Origin of the sequence: Sphingomonas gei (genome assembly GCF_004792685.1) — a bacterium.
Taxonomy (GTDB): Bacteria; Pseudomonadota; Alphaproteobacteria; order Sphingomonadales; family Sphingomonadaceae; genus Sphingomonas; species Sphingomonas gei.
On the sequence record NZ_SRXT01000005.1, the window covers coordinates 126764 to 144245 of the forward strand.

The 17482-nt window shown below is 66.6% G+C and carries 15 protein-coding genes; 7 read left to right on the forward strand and 8 right to left on the reverse strand.

All coding sequences use genetic code 11. The annotated features are described in order from the left end of the window. Nucleotides 1–24: 24 nt before the first annotated feature. Nucleotides 25–333, reverse strand: coding sequence for a hypothetical protein (locus tag E5A73_RS13360; RefSeq protein ID WP_240700176.1), 309 nt, complete (start codon nucleotides 331–333; stop codon nucleotides 25–27). A 98-nt stretch (nucleotides 334–431) separates the two neighbouring features. Between E5A73_RS13360 and E5A73_RS13365 the strand changes: the two genes are divergently transcribed. Then, entirely contained in the window at nucleotides 432–2213 is a 1782-nt protein-coding gene (locus E5A73_RS13365; RefSeq protein ID WP_135964345.1) for an ABC-F family ATP-binding cassette domain-containing protein, read from the forward strand. 120 nt (nucleotides 2214–2333) lie between these two features. Here E5A73_RS13365 and E5A73_RS13370 read toward each other — a convergent pair whose 3' ends face one another. From E5A73_RS13370 to mutS, 3 genes are all read right to left on the reverse strand, one after another. Beyond that, nucleotides 2334–3347 (reverse strand): sensor histidine kinase, encoded by a 1014-nt coding sequence (locus E5A73_RS13370; RefSeq protein ID WP_135964346.1) that lies wholly within the window; start codon nucleotides 3345–3347, stop codon nucleotides 2334–2336. Nucleotides 3348–3426: 79 nt separating this feature from the next. Beyond that, nucleotides 3427–4236 carry an ATP-binding protein gene (locus E5A73_RS13375; protein WP_135964347.1) on the reverse strand — a complete coding sequence of 270 codons (810 nt, stop codon included), beginning with the start codon at nucleotides 4234–4236 and terminating at the stop codon, nucleotides 3427–3429. Nucleotides 4237–4397: 161 nt separating this feature from the next. Beyond that, a complete protein-coding gene (mutS, locus tag E5A73_RS13380) occupies nucleotides 4398–6980 on the reverse strand; it encodes a DNA mismatch repair protein MutS (RefSeq protein WP_135964613.1) in 2583 nt (860 codons plus the stop codon). Between the two features lie 285 nt (nucleotides 6981–7265). Here mutS and E5A73_RS13385 point away from each other — a divergent pair, with 285 nt between their 5' ends. Then, nucleotides 7266–9524 (forward strand): NADP-dependent malic enzyme, encoded by a 2259-nt coding sequence (locus tag E5A73_RS13385; protein WP_135964348.1) that lies wholly within the window; start codon nucleotides 7266–7268, stop codon nucleotides 9522–9524. 101 nt (nucleotides 9525–9625) lie between these two features. Here the strand turns inward: E5A73_RS13385 and E5A73_RS13390 are convergent, their stop codons facing one another. Further along, nucleotides 9626–10414 carry an SDR family oxidoreductase gene (locus E5A73_RS13390; RefSeq protein WP_135964349.1) on the reverse strand — a complete coding sequence of 263 codons (789 nt, stop codon included), beginning with the start codon at nucleotides 10412–10414 and terminating at the stop codon, nucleotides 9626–9628. 50 nt (nucleotides 10415–10464) lie between these two features. Beyond that, nucleotides 10465–11610, reverse strand: a complete 1146-nt coding sequence (locus tag E5A73_RS13395; RefSeq protein WP_135964350.1) for an acyl-CoA dehydrogenase family protein — start codon at nucleotides 11608–11610, stop codon at nucleotides 10465–10467. Nucleotides 11611–11757: 147 nt separating this feature from the next. Between E5A73_RS13395 and E5A73_RS13400 the strand changes: the two genes are divergently transcribed. From E5A73_RS13400 to E5A73_RS13410, 3 genes are read left to right on the forward strand one after another with little or no spacing between them, the layout of a single operon-like run. Beyond that, nucleotides 11758–13188 carry an MFS transporter gene (locus E5A73_RS13400; RefSeq protein WP_240700177.1) on the forward strand — a complete coding sequence of 477 codons (1431 nt, stop codon included), beginning with the start codon at nucleotides 11758–11760 and terminating at the stop codon, nucleotides 13186–13188. 22 nt (nucleotides 13189–13210) lie between these two features. Beyond that, nucleotides 13211–13438, forward strand: coding sequence for an AbrB/MazE/SpoVT family DNA-binding domain-containing protein (locus E5A73_RS13405; protein WP_135964351.1), 228 nt, complete (start codon nucleotides 13211–13213; stop codon nucleotides 13436–13438). Then, nucleotides 13438–13830: a type II toxin-antitoxin system death-on-curing family toxin gene (locus tag E5A73_RS13410; protein WP_135964352.1), complete on the forward strand. Its 393-nt coding sequence runs from the start codon at nucleotides 13438–13440 to the stop codon at nucleotides 13828–13830. The genes E5A73_RS13405 and E5A73_RS13410 overlap by 1 nt, the downstream gene beginning before the upstream one ends. 66 nt (nucleotides 13831–13896) lie before the next feature. Here the strand turns inward: E5A73_RS13410 and E5A73_RS21415 are convergent, their stop codons facing one another. Beyond that, a complete protein-coding gene (locus tag E5A73_RS21415; RefSeq protein WP_168355932.1) occupies nucleotides 13897–14049 on the reverse strand; it encodes a hypothetical protein in 153 nt (50 codons plus the stop codon). Nucleotides 14050–14062: 13 nt separating this feature from the next. Continuing rightward, nucleotides 14063–15340: an isocitrate lyase gene (aceA, locus tag E5A73_RS13415; protein WP_135964353.1), complete on the reverse strand. Its 1278-nt coding sequence runs from the start codon at nucleotides 15338–15340 to the stop codon at nucleotides 14063–14065. A gap of 197 nt (nucleotides 15341–15537) precedes the next feature. Between aceA and E5A73_RS13420 the strand changes: the two genes are divergently transcribed. Further along, entirely contained in the window at nucleotides 15538–16917 is a 1380-nt protein-coding gene (locus E5A73_RS13420) for a helix-turn-helix domain-containing protein (RefSeq protein WP_135964354.1), read from the forward strand. A gap of 143 nt (nucleotides 16918–17060) precedes the next feature. Continuing rightward, complete coding sequence (locus E5A73_RS13425) at nucleotides 17061–17471, forward strand: DUF2147 domain-containing protein (protein WP_135964355.1); 411 nt, start codon at nucleotides 17061–17063, stop codon at nucleotides 17469–17471. Nucleotides 17472–17482 lie beyond the last annotated feature (11 nt).

A 17482-nucleotide genomic window follows, 5' to 3' on the forward strand; every position in this document is an offset into this window, starting at 1 on the left:
CCTGTGCCCTTGCTGTGCCGGCGTTCAATCGCCCGTGCGCCGGACGATGTTGCCCGTGCGCCCGTCCGCATCCACCCAGATCACCGATCCATTGCGCAGGAATTTGAGCGTGTAAATGTCCGTTGCCGAATCGTAATCGAATCCGAGATATTGGGCTCCGGGGACGCGAGGGACGACGCGGCGCTCGATTTCGCGCACCGGGAGATTCTGCCCCTTGAGCCGGCGCTGGCTGGCTGCCTCCTGGTTGCTGTCCTGCGCACACGACACGCCGCTGCCGACCAGCGAGAGGGCAGCCAGACACGCGCAGAAAACAGGCTTAACCAGCATCTTCATCGGAATGGCATAGGGTCCGGCCATTGAATAGCCCCTGAACACGCGTGTCAGCAGCGAGCAACTTGCGGCGGGCGGCCGGGGCCCCTAGGTGCCCGGCCATGGCTGCACCTGTACTTGCATATGAGGGCCTCGGGCTGATCCAGGGCTCGGGCTGGCTGTTCCGCGGACTCGATCTCTATATCGGCGAGCGCGACCGGCTGGCGCTGATCGGCCGCAACGGCGCGGGCAAATCGACTCTGCTCCGCCTGATCGCCGGGCAGATCGATTCGGACGAGGGCCGCCGAACGATCGTCCCCGGCACGCATGTCGTGATCCTGGAGCAGGACCCCCGCGTCGAGGGGTTCGCGACTTTGCTCGATTTCTGCCTCAAGGGCGACGATGCGCCGGAGCTGTACGAAGTCGAGGCGATCGCCGACCAATTGGGCGTCGATCTGAGCCGCGAAGCCGCGACCGCATCGGGCGGCGAGCGGCGGCGCGCGGCGATCGCGCGGGCGCTGGCGATGAATCCCGACGTGTTGCTGATGGACGAGCCGACCAACCATCTCGATATCGCCGCGATCGACTGGCTCGAATCCTGGCTGAGCCGGTACAAGGGCGCGTTCATCGCGATCAGCCATGACCGCACCTTCCTGACCAAACTGACCCGGCAGACTTTGTGGCTGGACCGTGGTGCCATTCGGCGGGCGGAGATCGGCTTTGGCGGGTTCGAGGCGTGGACCGAGACGGTGTATGCCGATGAGGAGCGCAACGCCCAGAAGCTCGACGCCAAGCTCAAGATCGAGGAGCATTGGCTGCTGCGCGGCGTCACCGGGCGGCGGCGGCGCAACCAGGGCCGGCTGACCAAGCTCAAGGAGATGCGCGCCGACCGGGCAGCGATGACCGGCCCGCAAGGCTCGGCCAAATTGGCGATCGGCAGCGACGGCGCGCAGACCAAGGTGGTGATCGACGTCAAGGGCGTCACCAAGCGCTTCGGCGAGCGGACGATCATCGACGATCTGACGCTGCGAGTGACGCGCGGCGACCGGATCGGCATCGTCGGCGCGAACGGAGCGGGCAAGACCACCTTGCTCAAGCTGCTGACCGGCGAGTTGGAGCCCGACGAGGGCAGCATCCGCCTGGCCAAGACGCTCGAGATGGTGTTCATCGACCAGCAGCGCAGCCTGATGGATCCGCTCAAGACGGTGCGCGACGTGCTCACCCAGGGCGGTGAGTGGATCGACGTGCTCGGGGTGCGCAAGCACATCCACGGCTATCTCAAGGAGTTCCTGTTCGAGCCGGGGCTCGCCGACGCCAAGATCGGGACGCTGTCGGGCGGCGAGCGCTCGCGCTTGCTGCTGGCGCGCGAATTCGCCCGGCCCTCCAATTTGCTGGTGCTCGACGAACCGACCAACGATCTCGATCTCGAGACGCTGGATCTGCTCCAGGAAGTGATCTCGGATTATGCCGGCACGGTATTGATCGTCAGCCATGACCGCGACTTCCTCGATCGCACGGTAACGGTGACGCTGGGGCTCGACGGATCGGGAGCGGTCGATGTCGTGGTGGGCGGCTATGCCGATTGGGTCGCGCAGCGAACTCAGCGCACGGTGGGCCGCAAGGTCGCCAAGCCGGCGATCCCGGTTGCGGCGGCGCCCAAGGCCAAGGGGGTCAAGCTCAGCTACAAGGACCAGCGCGACTACGAACTGCTGCCCAAGCGCATCGAGGAGATCGAGGCGCAGATCGCCAAAGACGAGGCGGCGATGGCCGATCCTACACTTTATGTGCGCGACCCGGGCAAGTTCGCCAGTCTGAGCGACGGCATCGGCAAATTGCGCGACGAGAAGGACGCAGCGGAGATGCGCTGGCTCGAGCTTGCCGAGCAGGTCGAGGCGCTGGGGTAGACGACAGCGCGGCGTTTAGTGACGCCGTGCTCCTGCGGAAGCAGGAGCCAGAGTCACGAAGGCGTCGCTTGCCGCCCTGGGCTCCTGCTTTCGCAGGAGCACGGATCGCTTGCACTAACTTCAAGCCTCCAGATCCACGGTAACGGTGGTGCCCTCCGCGCCGCTTTCGGTCCGGATCGTGCCGCGGGCCTGGCGGACAAAGCCTTCGATCAGGCGCTGACCCAGCCCGGTGCCGCGGCGTTCGGCGATGGCGACCGGGGAGATTCCCTGGCCATTATCGGCGACGATCAGCCGCCAGCCCGCTTGGCGCGCTTCGAAGGCCACCTTGATCGAGCCATCGACGCGGTCGCCAAAGGCGTGCTTGGCCGCGTTGGTAACGAGCTCGTTGACGATGAGGCCGATCGATACCGCCCGATCGCGCGGCAGGTCGGCATGATCGGCGGTGCAGGCCAGCGCGATCGCGCCGCGGAGGAACAGCGCGTCTTCGAGCGCGCTGCACAGCTCGCGGATATAGGTCGCCATGTCGACCTCTCCCGGTGCCGCGGTGCCGCGATACAGATGGCGATGCGCGCGGGCGATGCTCTCCACGCGGGCAAGCGCGCTCGCCAGTGCCCCGGCAGTCTCGCCGTCGCCGGCGCGGCGGCGCTGCATGTCGAGCAAGGCGGCGACGAGCGTGAAGTTGTTCTTCACCCGGTGATCGAATTCCTCGAGGAACAAGTCGCGCTCGGCGATCTGGCGGTCGCGCTCGGCGGCAGCGCGGCGGACCGCGCGGCGGAAGGTCTCGGCGACTGCGATCATGATCACATAGGCGATGACGATGACCAGCAGCCGCGGACCGTCGCTGGGGCTCTTCGGGTAAAACGAGTTCAGCGGCGGCAGCAGGAAGTACCAAGTATGGGCCAGCACGAGCACTGCAGCCAGCGCACCCGCCTGCCAACGCCCGAACAGCGCCGCGACCAGCACTGCGGGGTAACCGAGCGCGAAAGGCCCCGCGCCAGGCGCGAATATGTCGACGAAGACGCGCGCGACTACTGCAGCTGCGGCGCAGACGAGCGCAAACAGCAGCTGCGTCACCCAGGCCGGCGCGAAGGGCGCCAGTCTTTCGGGAAGATCGAGTTCGCCTATTCGCCCCATGCCGGAGGTGGAACAGGCGTTATCGCCCCGATACTGTCAAGTAAGGTCTTGGCTATAGTTGATGTGGATCAATTTTATTTTACAGAGACTTGCCGGATCGGCCGGCGAGGTCGACGACATATTGCCAGGCGACCCGGCCGGAGCGGCTGCCGCGCCGCGTCGCCCAGTTGATCGCTTCCGCCGGATCGAAGGTCAGGCCGTGCGCGTCGGCATAGCCGCGGACGATATGGACATAGGTGTCCTGGTCGATCGCGTGGAAGCCGAGGCTCAGGCCGAAGCGGTCGGCGAGCGCGAGGCTGTCGTCGACCGAATCGCGCGGGTTGATTGCGCTGGCCTGCTCGGCAATGTCGCGCGGGATCAGGTGGCGGCGGTTGGAAGTGACGATCAGCCGGGTGTTCGCGGGGCGCGCCTCGGCGCCGCCTTCGAGCAGCGAGCGCAACGCGCGCGCGTCCCCGGCGGCGTCGAAGCCGAGATCGTCGAGGAAGATGACGAAGGGGCGGGCGGACGCGGCGAGGAGGGCGAACAATTCGGGCAGCGCATCGAGATGCTGAGTGACGGCCTCGACCAATGCGAGGTTGCCGCCCTTCGCCTGCACCGAAGCGACCGCGCTCTTCACGAGCGCAGACTTGCCGGTGCCGCGGGCGCCCCAGAGCAATACGTCCTGCGCGGCGCTGCCGTGCGCGAGCCGATCGAGATTGGCGAGCAAGGCGTCGCGCTGGGGCTCCATTCCCTGGAGCAGTTCGAGCGGAAGCGGGGCGAAGGCGCGTGCGGCGGCAAGACTATGTCCGCGCCAGACATAGGCAGGATGCGCGAGCGGGTCGGCGGGTGGTGCCGGCGGTGGCGCCAGGCGTTCGAGTGCTTCGGCGATACGAGTGATCGGGTCGGTCATCGTCGGGGGTTATAGGGCAAAACCGGGCCGCTTCATCAACCTTCCCGTTCGCCCTGAGCTTGTCGAAGGGCTGCCCTTCTTCTGCAGTCGGTTCGGAAGAACGGTGCTTCGACAAGCTCAGCACGAACGGGGAGAGCGCGGTACACCATCACGAATGAGCTTCAGCCGCCGTCGGCGGCCAGCCCCTTCAGCCGGTACAGCGCGTCGAGCGCCTCGCGCGGGCTGAGTGCGTCGACGTCGAGCGTTTCCAGCTCGGCGCGGAGCGTATCGACCTTCTCGACCTCGGCCTGAGCGATGGAGGCGAACAGCGGCAGATCGTCGAGTCCCGCGGCGATCCCACCGGTCCTGGCGCGGCCGGCCTCGAGCTTGTCGAGCACGGACTTGGCGCGCTTGATCGTCGCCGGCGGCAGTCCCGCCAGCCGCGCGACCGCGAGACCGTAGCTGCGGTCGGCCGGGCCGTCGGCGACTTCGTGGAGCAGGACGAGTTCGCCCTTATATTCGCGTGCGCGGACATTGTGGAGGGTCAGCGCGTCGCAGCGCTCGGCCAGCCTAGTCAGTTCGTGATAATGCGTCGCGAACAGGCAGCGGCAGCGATTGTCCTCGTGGATCGCCTCGACCACCGCCCAGGCGATCGCCAGCCCGTCATAGGTCGACGTGCCGCGCCCGACTTCGTCGAGGATGACGAAGCTGCGCGGCGTCGCCTGGGCGAGGATCGCGGCGGTCTCGACCATCTCGACCATGAAGGTCGATCGGCCGCGGGCGAGATTGTCCGATGCGCCGACACGGCTGAACAGCCGGTCGACCAGCCCGAGCGTCGCCGCGGTGGCGGGAACGTAGCTGCCGGCCTGGGCGAGCACCGCGATCAGGGCGTTCTGGCGCAGGAAGGTCGATTTGCCGCCCATGTTGGGGCCGGTGACCAGCCACAGCCGCGAATCCTCGGAAAGCTTGCAGTCATTGGCGACGAAGCGCCCGCCCGAGCGCGCGATCGCGTCCTCGACCACCGGATGCCGCCCGCCGGCGATGTCGAAACAAGCATGGTCGACGAGCGCGGGCCGCGCCCAGCCGCCTTCCGCCGCGCGTTCGGCAAGCGCCGTGGCGACGTCGATCCGGGCGAGCGCGTCGGCAGTGGCGGCGACTGCCTCGCGGCGTTCGAGCCCGCGGGCGGTGAGATCCTCGAGATGCGCCGCTTCGGCGGTGAGCGCGTGCGCGCCCGCCTGGGTCACCTTGATCGCGACATCGTGCAGATCGGGGGCGTTGAAGCGCACCACGCCGGCAAGCGTCTGGCGATGCGTGAAGCCGCTGTCGGGCTTCATCAGCGAGTCCGCGACGCGCGCGGGGACTTCGATATGATAGCCGAGCACACCGTTGTGGCGGACCTTGAGCGCGGTGATCCCGGTGCGCGTGCGATATTCGGCCTCGAGCGCGGCGATCGCCCGGCGGCCACCGGCGCCGGTGTCGCGAAGGTGGTCGAGCGCGGCGTCATAGCCTTCGGCGACATAGCCGCCGTTCGAGGCGTCGATCGGCGGCTCGGGGACCAGCGCGCGGGCGAGCAGGTCGATCAGCGCGCCGTGGCCGCGCAGCTGCGGCGCGAGCTCGGCGAGCAGGGGTGGCGGGGTGCCGATTGCGTCGAGCCGCTCGCCCAGCCGCCATGCGCCGTCGAGCCCGTCGCGGAGCTGGCCGAGGTCGCGCGGGGAGCCGCGCCCCGCCGCCAGCCGGCCGAGCGCACGGCCGATATCGGGGAGCGCGCGCAGGCTGCCGCGGACCATGTCGCGCAGCCCGGGATCGTCGTGGAAGCGCTGCACCAGGTCGAGCCGCGCCTCGACTGCGCCGCGGTCCATCAAGGGTGCGGCGATGTCCTGCCCCAGCAGGCGCGCGCCTGCGCCGGTGACGGTGCGGTCGACCGAATCGAGCAGGCTGCCTTTGCGGGCGCCCGACTGGCTGACGCACAATTCGAGACTCTCGCGGGTGGCGGCGTCGATCGCCATCGCGGCATCGGTGCGGCTTACGCGCGGCGGGCGCAGGAAGGGGAGCGATCCCTTGGCGGTGTGCTCCAGATACGCGACCAGCCCCCCCGCCGCGGCGAGCCCGCCGCGCGAGAAGCTGCCGAAGCCGTCGAGGGTGGCCACGCCGAACAGCCGCTTGAGCCGCGCTTCGCCGCCGCTGCTTTCGAAATCGGCCTTGGGGCGGGTTGCGGTCCCCAGGTCGGGGAACGCGGTTCCGTCGCAGACGATCGTTTCGGCGGGTTTCAATCGGGCGATCTCCGCGCCGACGCGCTCGTAATCGCTTTCGATCACTTCGAACCGACCCGTCGAGATGTCGGCGCAGGCGATCGCCACCCCCGCCGCCGCCTCGCCGATCGCGACGCACCAATTGGCCGACCGGCTGTCGAGCAGAGCCTCTTCGGTCAGCGTTCCCGCGGTCACCACGCGGACGATCGCGCGATTGACCAAAGCCTTGGAGCCCATCCGCTTGCGCGCCGCCTCCGGCGATTCGGTCTGCTCGGCGACGGCGACGCGGTGCCCGGCCTTGATCAGCCGCGCGAGATAGCCGTCCATCGCGTGCACCGGCACGCCGCACATCGGGATACGCTCGCCGTCATGCTCGCCGCGCGCAGTCAGCGCGATGTCGAGCACGCCGCTGGCGATCTTGGCGTCGTCGAAGAACAATTCGAAAAAGTCGCCCATCCGATAGAATAGCAGGCAATCCTCGGCCTCGGCCTTCAGCGCGAGATACTGCGCCATCATCGGAGTGGGGGCTGCGGAGGACATAAAGCGAGTGGGTAGCCGAAGCGCGCACGCGATCAACACCCTGGGCGCCGGAATCCTGGGGACAAGTGATGCGGCCCGTCGTTCGTCCTGAGCCTGTCGAAGGGCGCCATCCAGCAGCGTCTCGCTCGCGGCCGTGCTTCGACAAGGCTCAGCACGGACGGGAGCTGGCGTGATAGCGCTATCATTTTCCTCGGACCGAATGTCCGCGCGTGTTGCGGCCCTGCCATGCCGCTCCTAAAGGACGGTGTCAGGGAGAGTTGCATGTCTGAGGAATCGAACGTCCAGTTTTCGGAGCGCGAGGCGCTGCTCTACCATTCCGAGGGACGGCCGGGTAAGATCGAGATCATCGCTTCCAAGCCGATGGCGACCCAGCGCGACCTCGCGCTCGCTTATTCGCCCGGCGTCGCGGTGCCGGTCCGCGCGATCGCCGAGGATCCGTCGCTCGCCTACGACTATACCGCCAAGGGCAATCTGGTCGCGGTGATCTCCAACGGCACGGCGATTCTCGGGCTCGGCAATCTCGGCGCGCTCGCCTCCAAGCCGGTGATGGAAGGCAAGGCCGTGCTGTTCAAGCGCTTCGCCGATGTCGACGCGATCGATCTCGAGCTCAACACCGAGGATGTCGACCGGCTGATCGACGCGATCGAATTGATGGAGCCGAGCTTCGGCGGGATCAATCTGGAGGACATCAAGTCCCCCGAATGTTTCATCATCGAGCAGACGCTGCGCGAACGGATGAACATCCCGGTGTTCCACGACGATCAGCACGGCACCGCGATCATCGCCGCCGCCGGGCTGATCAACGCGCTCCACCTGACCGGCCGCAGCTTCAAGGATACCAGGATCGTGATGCTGGGCGCCGGCGCCGCGGCGATCGCCTGTGCCGAGCTGATCAAGGCGATGGGGCTGCCGCACGACAATCTGCTGATGCTCGATTTGACCGGGGTGATCTATCAGGGCCGCCAGGAGAGCATGAACCAGTGGAAGTCGGCGCACGCGGTCGATACCGACAAGCGCACGCTCGCCGATGCGCTGGGCGGTGCCGACGTGTTCATCGGGCTCGCCTCGGCGAACTCGCTGTCGCCCGAATTGCTCAAGACGATGGCGCCCAATCCGATCATCTTCGCGATGGCCAATCCCGATCCCGAGATCAGCCCCCCGCTCGCCAAGGCGGCGCGCCCCGATGCGATCATCGCCACCGGCCGCTCGGACTATCCGAACCAGGTCAACAACGTGCTCGGCTTCCCGTTCATCTTCCGCGGCGCGCTCGACGTGCGCGCGACGACGATCAACGACGCGATGAAGATCGCCGCGGCGCGCGCGCTCGCCGAGCTGGCACGCCAGCAGGTGCCCGAGGAAGTCGCCGCCGCATACGGCACCCAGCACAGCTTCGGTCCCGAATACATCATCCCCGCGCCGTTCGATCCGCGACTGATGGAGCTCATCCCCGCCGCGGTGGCGCAGGCGGCGATGGATTCGGGGGTGGCGACCAAGCCGATCATCGACATGGCGGCCTATCGCCAGTCGCTCCGTGCGCGGCTCAACCCGACCACGTCGGTGCTCAGCCTCGCTTACGAGGGCGCGCGCGCCAATCCCAAGCGGGTGATCTTCGCCGAGGGCGAGGAGGAAGTCGTGCTGCGCGCGGCGATCGCCTTCAAGGAAGGCGGCTACGGCATTCCGGTGCTGGTCGGGCGCGAATCGGTGCACGAGCGGCTGCAGAAGCTCGGCGCCAACCCCGAGGATTTCGAGCTCCACAACAGCGTCAATTCGCCGCTGGTGCCGCGGATGGTCGAGTTTCTCTACGAGCGGCTCCAGCGCCGCGGCTATCTGCGGCGCGACATCGAGCGGATGGTCAATCGCGACCGCAACATCTTCGGCGCGCTGCTGCTCCAATTGGGCGAGGCCGATGCGATGATCACCGGCGTCACCCGCACCTATGCCGAGACGATGCGGCAGATAAAGCGCGTGATCGATTATGCGGAAGGCCGCACTGCGTTCGGCATCCATGTCCTGGTCGGCCAGTCGCACACGGTGTTCATCGCCGACACCACGGTCAACGAGCGCCCGAACACCGAGGAACTCGCCGCGATCGCCGAAGGCACCGCGCAAGTCGCACGCCGCATGGGGCATGAACCGCGCGTCGCGTTCCTCAGCTATTCGAACTTCGGCAATCCCGAAGGGCGGTGGCTCGACAATGTCCGCGGCGCGATCAAATTGCTCGACGAGCGCTCGGTCGAGTTCGAATATGAAGGCGAGATGTCGCCCGATGTCGCGCTCAATCCGCGACAGATGGCGAAATACCCGTTCGCGCGGCTCTCGGGCCCGGCGAACGTGCTGATCATGCCGGGGCTGCAATCGGCCAACATCTCGGCCAAATTGCTCCGCGAGCTTGGCGGTGATTCGATGATCGGGCCGATGCTGATCGGCATGGAGAAGCCGGTCCAGATCGCACCGATGACCGCGACTGCCAGCGAGCTGGTGACGCTCGCGGTGTTGGCGGCGGGGGGTATCGCTAGGTAAAGCTCCCGCTCCCTCGGGAGCGGGAAGGGTGAGGGCGATCGTCCTCGCCCTCACCCCCTCGCTGCTGCGCAGCTCGATCCCTCTGCCGATGGGAGAGGGGTTCAGCCGTCGATACTCCCGCCCAGGCTCGCATTGACCAGCCCGCCATCGACGGTGATCGTGTCGCCGATCACATAGTCGCCGGCGCGGCTGGCGAGGTAGATCGCGGTGCCGGCCATGTCCTCGTCGGTGCCGATTCGCCTGGCGGGGATCGCCTTGGACACCGCGTCGCCATGATCGCGCGCGGCCTTGTTCATGTCGCTGGCGAAGGCGCCGGGGGCGATCGACGTGACGTTGATGTGATCGCGGACCAGCCGCGCCGCCATGCGCTTGGTCAAATAGATCAGCGCCGATTTGGAGGCGTGGTAGCTGTAGGTCTCCCACGGATTGAGCCGCTGGCCGTCGATCGAAGTGATGTTGATCACCTTGGCCGGGCGATCGGCCGAGCCGCCGGCCTTGAGCAGCCCGTGCAGTGCCTGGGTGAGGAAGAAGGGCGACTTGACGTTGAGGTCCATGACCTTGTCCCAGCCCTTTTCGGGGAAGGTCTCGAACGGCTCGCCCCAGGCCGCGCCGGCATTGTTGACGAGTATGTCGAGCCCCGACTCGCGGGCGGCGAGATCGTCGGCGAGCGCGCGGCAACCCGCGACGGTCGAGATGTCGTGCGGAAGCGCGATGCAGTTTTCGCCGAGTGCCGCCGCGGTCTCCTCGCAGGCCTCGGCCTTGCGCGACGAGACATAGACCTTGGCGCCTTGCGCGACGAAGCCCTCGGCGATCATCCGGCCGATGCCGCGCGACCCGCCGGTTATCAGCGCGATGCGGCCGTCGAGGCGGAACAGTGCATTGGTGTCCATCTTCTTTTCCCTCTCCCCGACCCTCTCCCGCAAGCGGGGAGAGGGAGAATTTACCCGCCGCGCTTGAGCGTCTCGCGCGCGATGATCAATTGCTGGATCTGGCTGGTGCCTTCGTAGATCCTGAACAGCCGGACGTCGCGGTAGAGCCGCTCGATCCCGTAATCGGCGATATAGCCTGCGCCGCCGAAGATCTGCACTGCACGGTCGGCGACGCGGCCGACCATCTCGGAGGCGAAGTACTTCGTCGCGGCGGCTTCCATCGTGGTGTTCTCGCCTGCGTCTTTCTTCGCCGCGGTCTCGAGCATCAGCGCGCGCGCGGCCATGGCTTCGGTCTTCGAATCGGCGAGCATCGCCTGGATCAACTGGTGCTCGGCAATGGGTTTGCCGAATTGCTTCCGGTCGAGCGCATAAGCGACACAATCGGCGATCAGCCGCTCGGCGATTCCGACACATACCGCCGAGATGTGGAGGCGCCCGCGATCGAGCACCTGCATCGCGATCTTGAAGCCCTCGCCTTCGGCGCCGAGCCGGTTGGCCACCGGCACCGGCGTGTCGTCGAACACGACATCGGCGACGCGCGCGCCTTTCTGGCCCATCTTCTTCTCGGGCTCGCCGATCGACACGCCGGGCAAGTCGCGCGGCACGAGGAACGCCGAGACGCCGCGGCCGCCGGGTTCGTCGCCGGTGCGCGCCATCACGGTGAAGAGCTGGGCCTTGTCGGCGTTGGTGATGTAGCGCTTGGTGCCGCTCAGCCGGTAGACCTGGCCGTCGCGCACCGCGCGGGTCTTCACTGCGCCGCTGTCCGAGCCGACATCGGGTTCGGTGAGCGCGAAGCTGGTGACGATATCGCCGCGGGCGATCCGCGGCAGCCATTCGGCCTTCTGCTCGGGGGTGCCGGCCATCACCAGCCCCTGGCTGCCGATCCCGACATTGGTGCCGAACGCCGAGCGGAAAGCGGGGGTGGTGCGGCCGAACTCGATGGCGACCTTGCATTCCTCGATCATCGTCAGGCCGAGTCCGCCATATTGCTCGGCGATCGAAAGCCCGAACAGGCCGAGGGCCTTCATCTCCTCGATCACTCCGTCCGGAATCGCGTCCGCCGCTTCGACGACGCCTTCGAGCGGACGCAGCCTGTCGCTGACGAAACGACGGATCGTATCGATCAGCGTATCGAAGATCTCCGGGTCGAGCGCCATCGGGTGGACCGTTCCTCTTGTTCGAAGCTGAATGCTATACCTACGTCAGTGTCTCGGGCAAGCCATACCCAATCTTCCAATTCACGCGATTGACGCGGATATCGCGCCTCTTATGTGGTGGAACAGTTCGCGTGAGAGGATCGGGCGATGGCTGCGAACGAAGCGAACGCTGCGCCGGCGGTGCCGCCGATCCGTCGGGTACGTCAGTCGACGATGCTCGCTTACGGCTTCGGCGCGGTCGCGTACGGCGTGAAGGACCTATGCTTCTCGACCTTCCTGTTGCTCTTCTACAATCAGGTCCTCGGGCTGCCCTCTGCGCAGGTCGGCTTCGCGATCATGTGCGCGTTGCTGCTCGACGCGTTCATCGATCCCGCGGTCGGCTTCCTGTCCGATCGGACGCGCGGTCGCTGGGGGCGGCGGCATCCGTGGATGTATGCGTCGGCGGCGCCGATCGCGCTTGGCTGGCTGTTGCTGTGGAACCCGCCGGCCTGGTCGCACGGGGCGATGCTGGTCTGGGTGTTCGCGACTGCCGTGCTCGTTCGCACCGCGGTCTCGGCCTATGAAGTGCCGTCGCAGGCGCTGAGCCCCGAGCTTTCCGCCGATTATGACGAGCGGACCCGGATCATGGCGTATCGCTATCTGTTCGGCTGGGCGGGCGGGATGGCGATGCTGATGGCCTCCTATGGCTATTTCCTCGCCGACGGGCTGCTCGAGCGGCGCGGCTATGTCGGCTTCGCCTTTGCGGGCGCGGCGGCGATGTTCGTTGCGATCCTCGTTTCGGCGCTGGGCACCCACCGCGAGATCAGCCGGTTGCCGCGGCCGGAGATCGAGCGCCAGTCGCTCGCCGCCAATTTCCGCGAGCTGCGCGAGAGCGTTCGCAACCGCGCCTTCCTGATCCTGATGGCGGCGGGGATCTGCTATTATTCGGCGCAGGGGATCAATTTCGCGCTGTCCAATTATCTGTATGCACATGTCTGGGGATTTCACGGCGCCGACTTTCAGTGGCTTGGGCTGATCCTGCTGATCGGAGTCGTCGGAGCGTTCCTGATCGCGCCGCGCATTGCCAAGCGTACCGGCAAGCCGGCGGCCGGGATGGCGTTCATGATCGCGGCCGCGATTCTGCTGACCCTGCCTTATTGGCTGCGGCTGGCGGGACTGTTTCCGGCGCCCGGCAACCTTTTGCTGGTGCCGCTTTTGCTGTCGATCTTCACGGTCAATGCGACTTGCTCGGTCTCGTCGACGATCCTGGGCGCGTCGATGATGGCCGATGTCGTCGAGCATTCGGAAGTCGAGACGGGGCGCCGCTCCGAAGGCGTGTTCTTCGCCGGCGCGTTTTTTGTCCAGAAGTGCACCAGCGGGCTCGGCATCTTCGTCGCGGGTTCGATCCTCGCTATTGCCGGGTTTCCGGAGGCGGCCAAGCCGGGGAGCGTGCCGGGGGAGACGATCGACCGGCTGACGATCCTGTTCGCCACGCTCTATCTCTCGCTCGGCTTCGCGGCGGCGTTTTTCTATCGGCGCTTTCCGTTCGGCAAGGCCGAGCATCTCGCGCGAGTGGAGCAGCTGGCTGGCAGCGCCTGATGAAGTCTGTTATAACACATGTATGACCAAGCCCCTCAAGATCATCAAGATCGGCAACTCCGCGGGTGTCATCCTCCCCAAGGAAGTGCTTGCCCGCCTGCGCGTCGAGTTGGGCGATGAACTCAGCGTCAATGAAGCGCCACATGGGATCGAGATTCGTCGCCATGACCAAGGCTTCGAAGAGCAGATGAAGACCGCCCGCGAAGTCATGACCCGGCGCCGCAACGCCTTGCGCGAACTCGCCAAATAATGGCGGATCCGGCCTGGGTCTGGGTCGATATCGCGGTGGCGCTTGCCGCGCACGCGGAGCAGCTTGCTGAGCATGGCGGTGCGCAGGGCGTGCGCGACATGAACATGCTCGAGAGCGCGATGGCGCGGCCTTTGAACCTGATTGCCTATGGCGACCCCGGCATCGCTGAATTGGCAGCGAGCTACGCCTTCGGGATTGCGCGGAACCATCCGTTCGTGGACGGCAACAAACGTACAGCGGTCGTCGTCAGCGAAACCTTCCTCGTGCTGAACGGCTACGGTCTGACGTGCAGCGACGTCGAGTTGGTAGTCGCGTTCCTGGCCCTCGCCGCTGGGGAGTTCACGCCCGAAGCACTGGCCGATTGGTTTCGCGCACACATCCAGCCGATGTGACGCGGGAAATGCCCGCCGGAACCTGAGCCCCGGCGGACATCCTTTCCTCCCCAGGAAAGTCTTGCCTCAGTCGAGTCGGCCGAGGCGGTGATAGAGATTGGCGTATTTGGTCGATTCAGGCTGGTCCTTGACCTTGTTCAGATGCGTGCCGACGGCTTCGCGGAGCAGGCGGAAATCCTCGGTCGAGAAGACGGCGCGGCTGCGCTGGGGTTCGGTCATGGTCGTTGCTCCTTCAGGCAGCTTGCTGGTTGAACTGGGCGGCTTCGGTGCTTTCGGCGAGTGCGGTGGTCGAGCTCTCGCCGCCGGCGACTGCCTGGGCGACTGCGTCGAAATAGCCGGTGCCGACTTCGCGCTGGTGGCGGGTCGCGGTGTAGCCATTGGCCTCGGCGGCGAATTCGGCCTGCTGGAGCTCGGAATAGGCCGCCATGCCGCGGTCGCGATAGCCGCGCGCCAGCTCGAACATGCCGTAATTGAGCTGGTGGAAGCCCGCGAGGGTGACGAACTGGAACTTGTAGCCCATCGCGCCGATCTCGCGCTGGAAGCGGGCGATGTCCTGTTTGTCGAGATTCTTCTCCCAGTTGAAGCTCGGCGAGCAATTGTACGCCAGCATCTTGTCGGGATGCTCGCGCCTGATCGCCTCGGCGAAGCGGCGGGCGTCGTCGAGATTGGGCTTCGAGGTTTCCCACCAGAGCAGATCGGCATGCGACGCGAAGGCGAGCCCGCGCTTGATGCAGTGATCGACGCCGGTTCCTTCTTTCAGGCGGAAGAAGCCCTCGGCAGTGCGCTCGCCGGTGAGGAACTCATGGTCGCGTTCGTCGACGTCGCTGGTGATCAGCCGCGCGCTCTCGGCATCGGTGCGGGCGCAGATCACGGTGGGGACCCCGCTGACATCGGCGGCGAGCCGGGCACTGTCGAGATTGCGGATATGCGCCTGGGTGGGGATCAGCACCTTGCCGCCGAGGTGACCGCATTTCTTTTCGGATGCGAGTTGGTCTTCATAATGCACCCCGGCGGCGCCTGCGGCGATATAGGCCTTCATGATCTCGAAGCAGTTGAGCGGGCCGCCGAAGCCGGCCTCGGCATCTGCGATGATCGGCGCGAGCCAGTCGCGCGTCGCGCCGCCTTCCATATGCTCGATCTGGTCGGCGCGCTGGAGGGTGGCGTTGATCTTGCGCGCCAGCTCGGGACCGGCATTGGCCGGGTAGAGCGACTGATCGGGATACATCTGCCCGGCGGTGTTGGCGTCCGCCGCAACCTGCCAGCCGGAAAGATAGATCGCCTTCAAGCCGGCGCGGACCATCTGCATCGCCTGGTTGCCCGAGAGCGCACCGAGCGCGTGGATGTACTCCTCCGACTTCAGCAGCTCCCACAGCTTGAGCGCGCCGCGGCGGGCGATGGTGTGCTCGATCGGTAAGGAGCCGCGCAGCCGAGCCACGTCGTCGGGGGTGTAAGGGCGGACGATGCCGGCGAAGCGACCGCTGGCGGCGGGGACGAGGTCTTCGAACGTCATCTGTGTCACTTCCTTAACAGAAACTGGTGTGCGACGACGATATGCTTGACTCGCTTGACTCGATAACAGCTTTATTTGGCGTTTCCGGCGTCTATCGGTCGTGCAAAGTCAACCGGTGGGTTGTAATCGTGTAAAGAAATTGACAGACTCCTATCGACCGGCGGGTGGAACATAACCAAAACGGGAGCTGTAGGAAAATGGCCGAGCAGAAGCTGTTTGCCGGACATGCGATCCGCCGGCTGCGGCGTCAGCTCGGGTTGAGCCAAGTGGCGATGGCCGAGGGGCTGGGGGTGAGCGCGAGCTATCTCAACCTGGTCGAGCGCAACCAGCGGCCGATCTCCGCCACGGTGATGCTGCGGCTCGCCCAGACCTATGACTTCGATCCGCGCAGGCTGGCGGCGAGCGAGCCGGGCGGGGGCGCCGAGGCGCTGCGGCGGCGGCTCTCCGACCCGCTGTTCGCCGATCTCGAGATCGATCGGCACCAGATGGAGGAATGGCTGGCGGGCGCGCCGGGGAGCGCCGAGGCTTTCGCTCGTGCCTATGACCGGATCGGCGGGGCGCCGGGCGGCGAAGGCGATGCCGCCGACCCGGCGCGCGCGGTACGCCGCGAGATCGAGCGCTGGCGCAACCATTTCGCCGATCTCGATGCCGTGGCCGAAACGCTGGCCGACGAACTGCGCATCGCCGCCGGGGATCTGTACGGCGCAATGGCCGAGCGGCTGCGCGTCAAGCACCAGCTCGCCGTGCGGATCCTCCCCGCCGATGTGATGCCCGACCGGATGAAGCGGCTCGATCTGCATGCGCGGCAAGTCCAGCTTTCCGAAATGCTCGGCGCCTCGGCGCGCAGCTTCGCGCTCGGCGAGCGGCTGGCGGAAGAAGCGCGCGGGGAAATCGACGCACTGGTCAAGGGGGCCGCGCTCGATCGCGGCGCCGAGCGGCTCTACCGGCGCCACCTCACCGGCTATTTCGCTGCGGCGGTGATGATGCCTTATGCGCGGTTTCTGCGCGCCTGCGAGGCGAGCGGCTATGATATGGAACTGCTCCAGCGGCGGTTCGGGGCGAGCTTCAGCCAAGTCGCGCACCGGCTGACCACGCTCCAGCGCGTCGGCGCGCGCGGGCTGCCGTTCTTTCTGCTGCGAGTCGATCGTGCCGGGCAGATATCGAAGCGTTACGCCGGCGCGAGCGGTTCGCCGCTGGTCGACGGGCCGGGGATCTGCCCCCTGTGGAATATTTTTGACGCGTTCGCCCGCGATGAGACGGTCAGCCATTTGGTCGAGCTCGAGGACGGCAGTCGCTGGTTCACTTTGGCACGCGCGGTCCAGCCGCAAGGCGCCCGGATGACGAGTGTTCCCGCCCGTTTCGCCGTGAGTGTCGGGCTGGCGGCAAACGAGGCGCGGACGCTTGCCGTAGCGGCGGGGCGCGATCTCGCCGGGCATGCGATGCCGATCGGGCTCAGCTGCCGGGCATGCACCCGCCCCGATTGCCCGCAGCGTTCGGCACCCCCGGCGGGACGGGGGATGCTGCCGCCGAACGACGGCGAGAGCGGGGTGACGCCGTTCGGCTTCTCGCCGGACTGACATACCGCGGACGCAAACCGACATATTTCGGTCGATTTGATTTGGAACCAGCGCGCTTCCTCGCGGTTGCGCCTCACGTGCATCGCCGGGTCGCTGCCAGAGCCATTGCCGGTCACACGGCGAGGCGTGTCGAGAGGATGTCTATGTTGCTTACCCTGATTGGATTGACCATTGCCGCGGCCACCCCGCAGTCGGCGGACGCGGCGGTCGGCCGCTGGCGCACCGAAACGCGCAACGCGGTGGTCGAGATCCAGCGCTGCGGCGCGTCGATCTGCGGGCGGATCCTGACGTCCGACGCGCTGCGGACCAATCCGAACCTCAAGGATACCAAGAATTCGAACGCAGCGCTGCGCAATCGACCGCTGCGCGGAATGCAGATCCTCAGCGGGTTCAGCCAGAGCGGCAATTACTGGGCCGGCGGCAAGATCTACAATGCCGAGGACGGCAAGACCTATGGCTCGGACGTGACCCCCGTGGGCCCCGACCAGCTCAAGGTGCGCGGCTGCGTGTTCAAGCCGTTCTGCAAGACCCAGACCTGGACTCGCGTGCGCTGACCGCGCCGCCC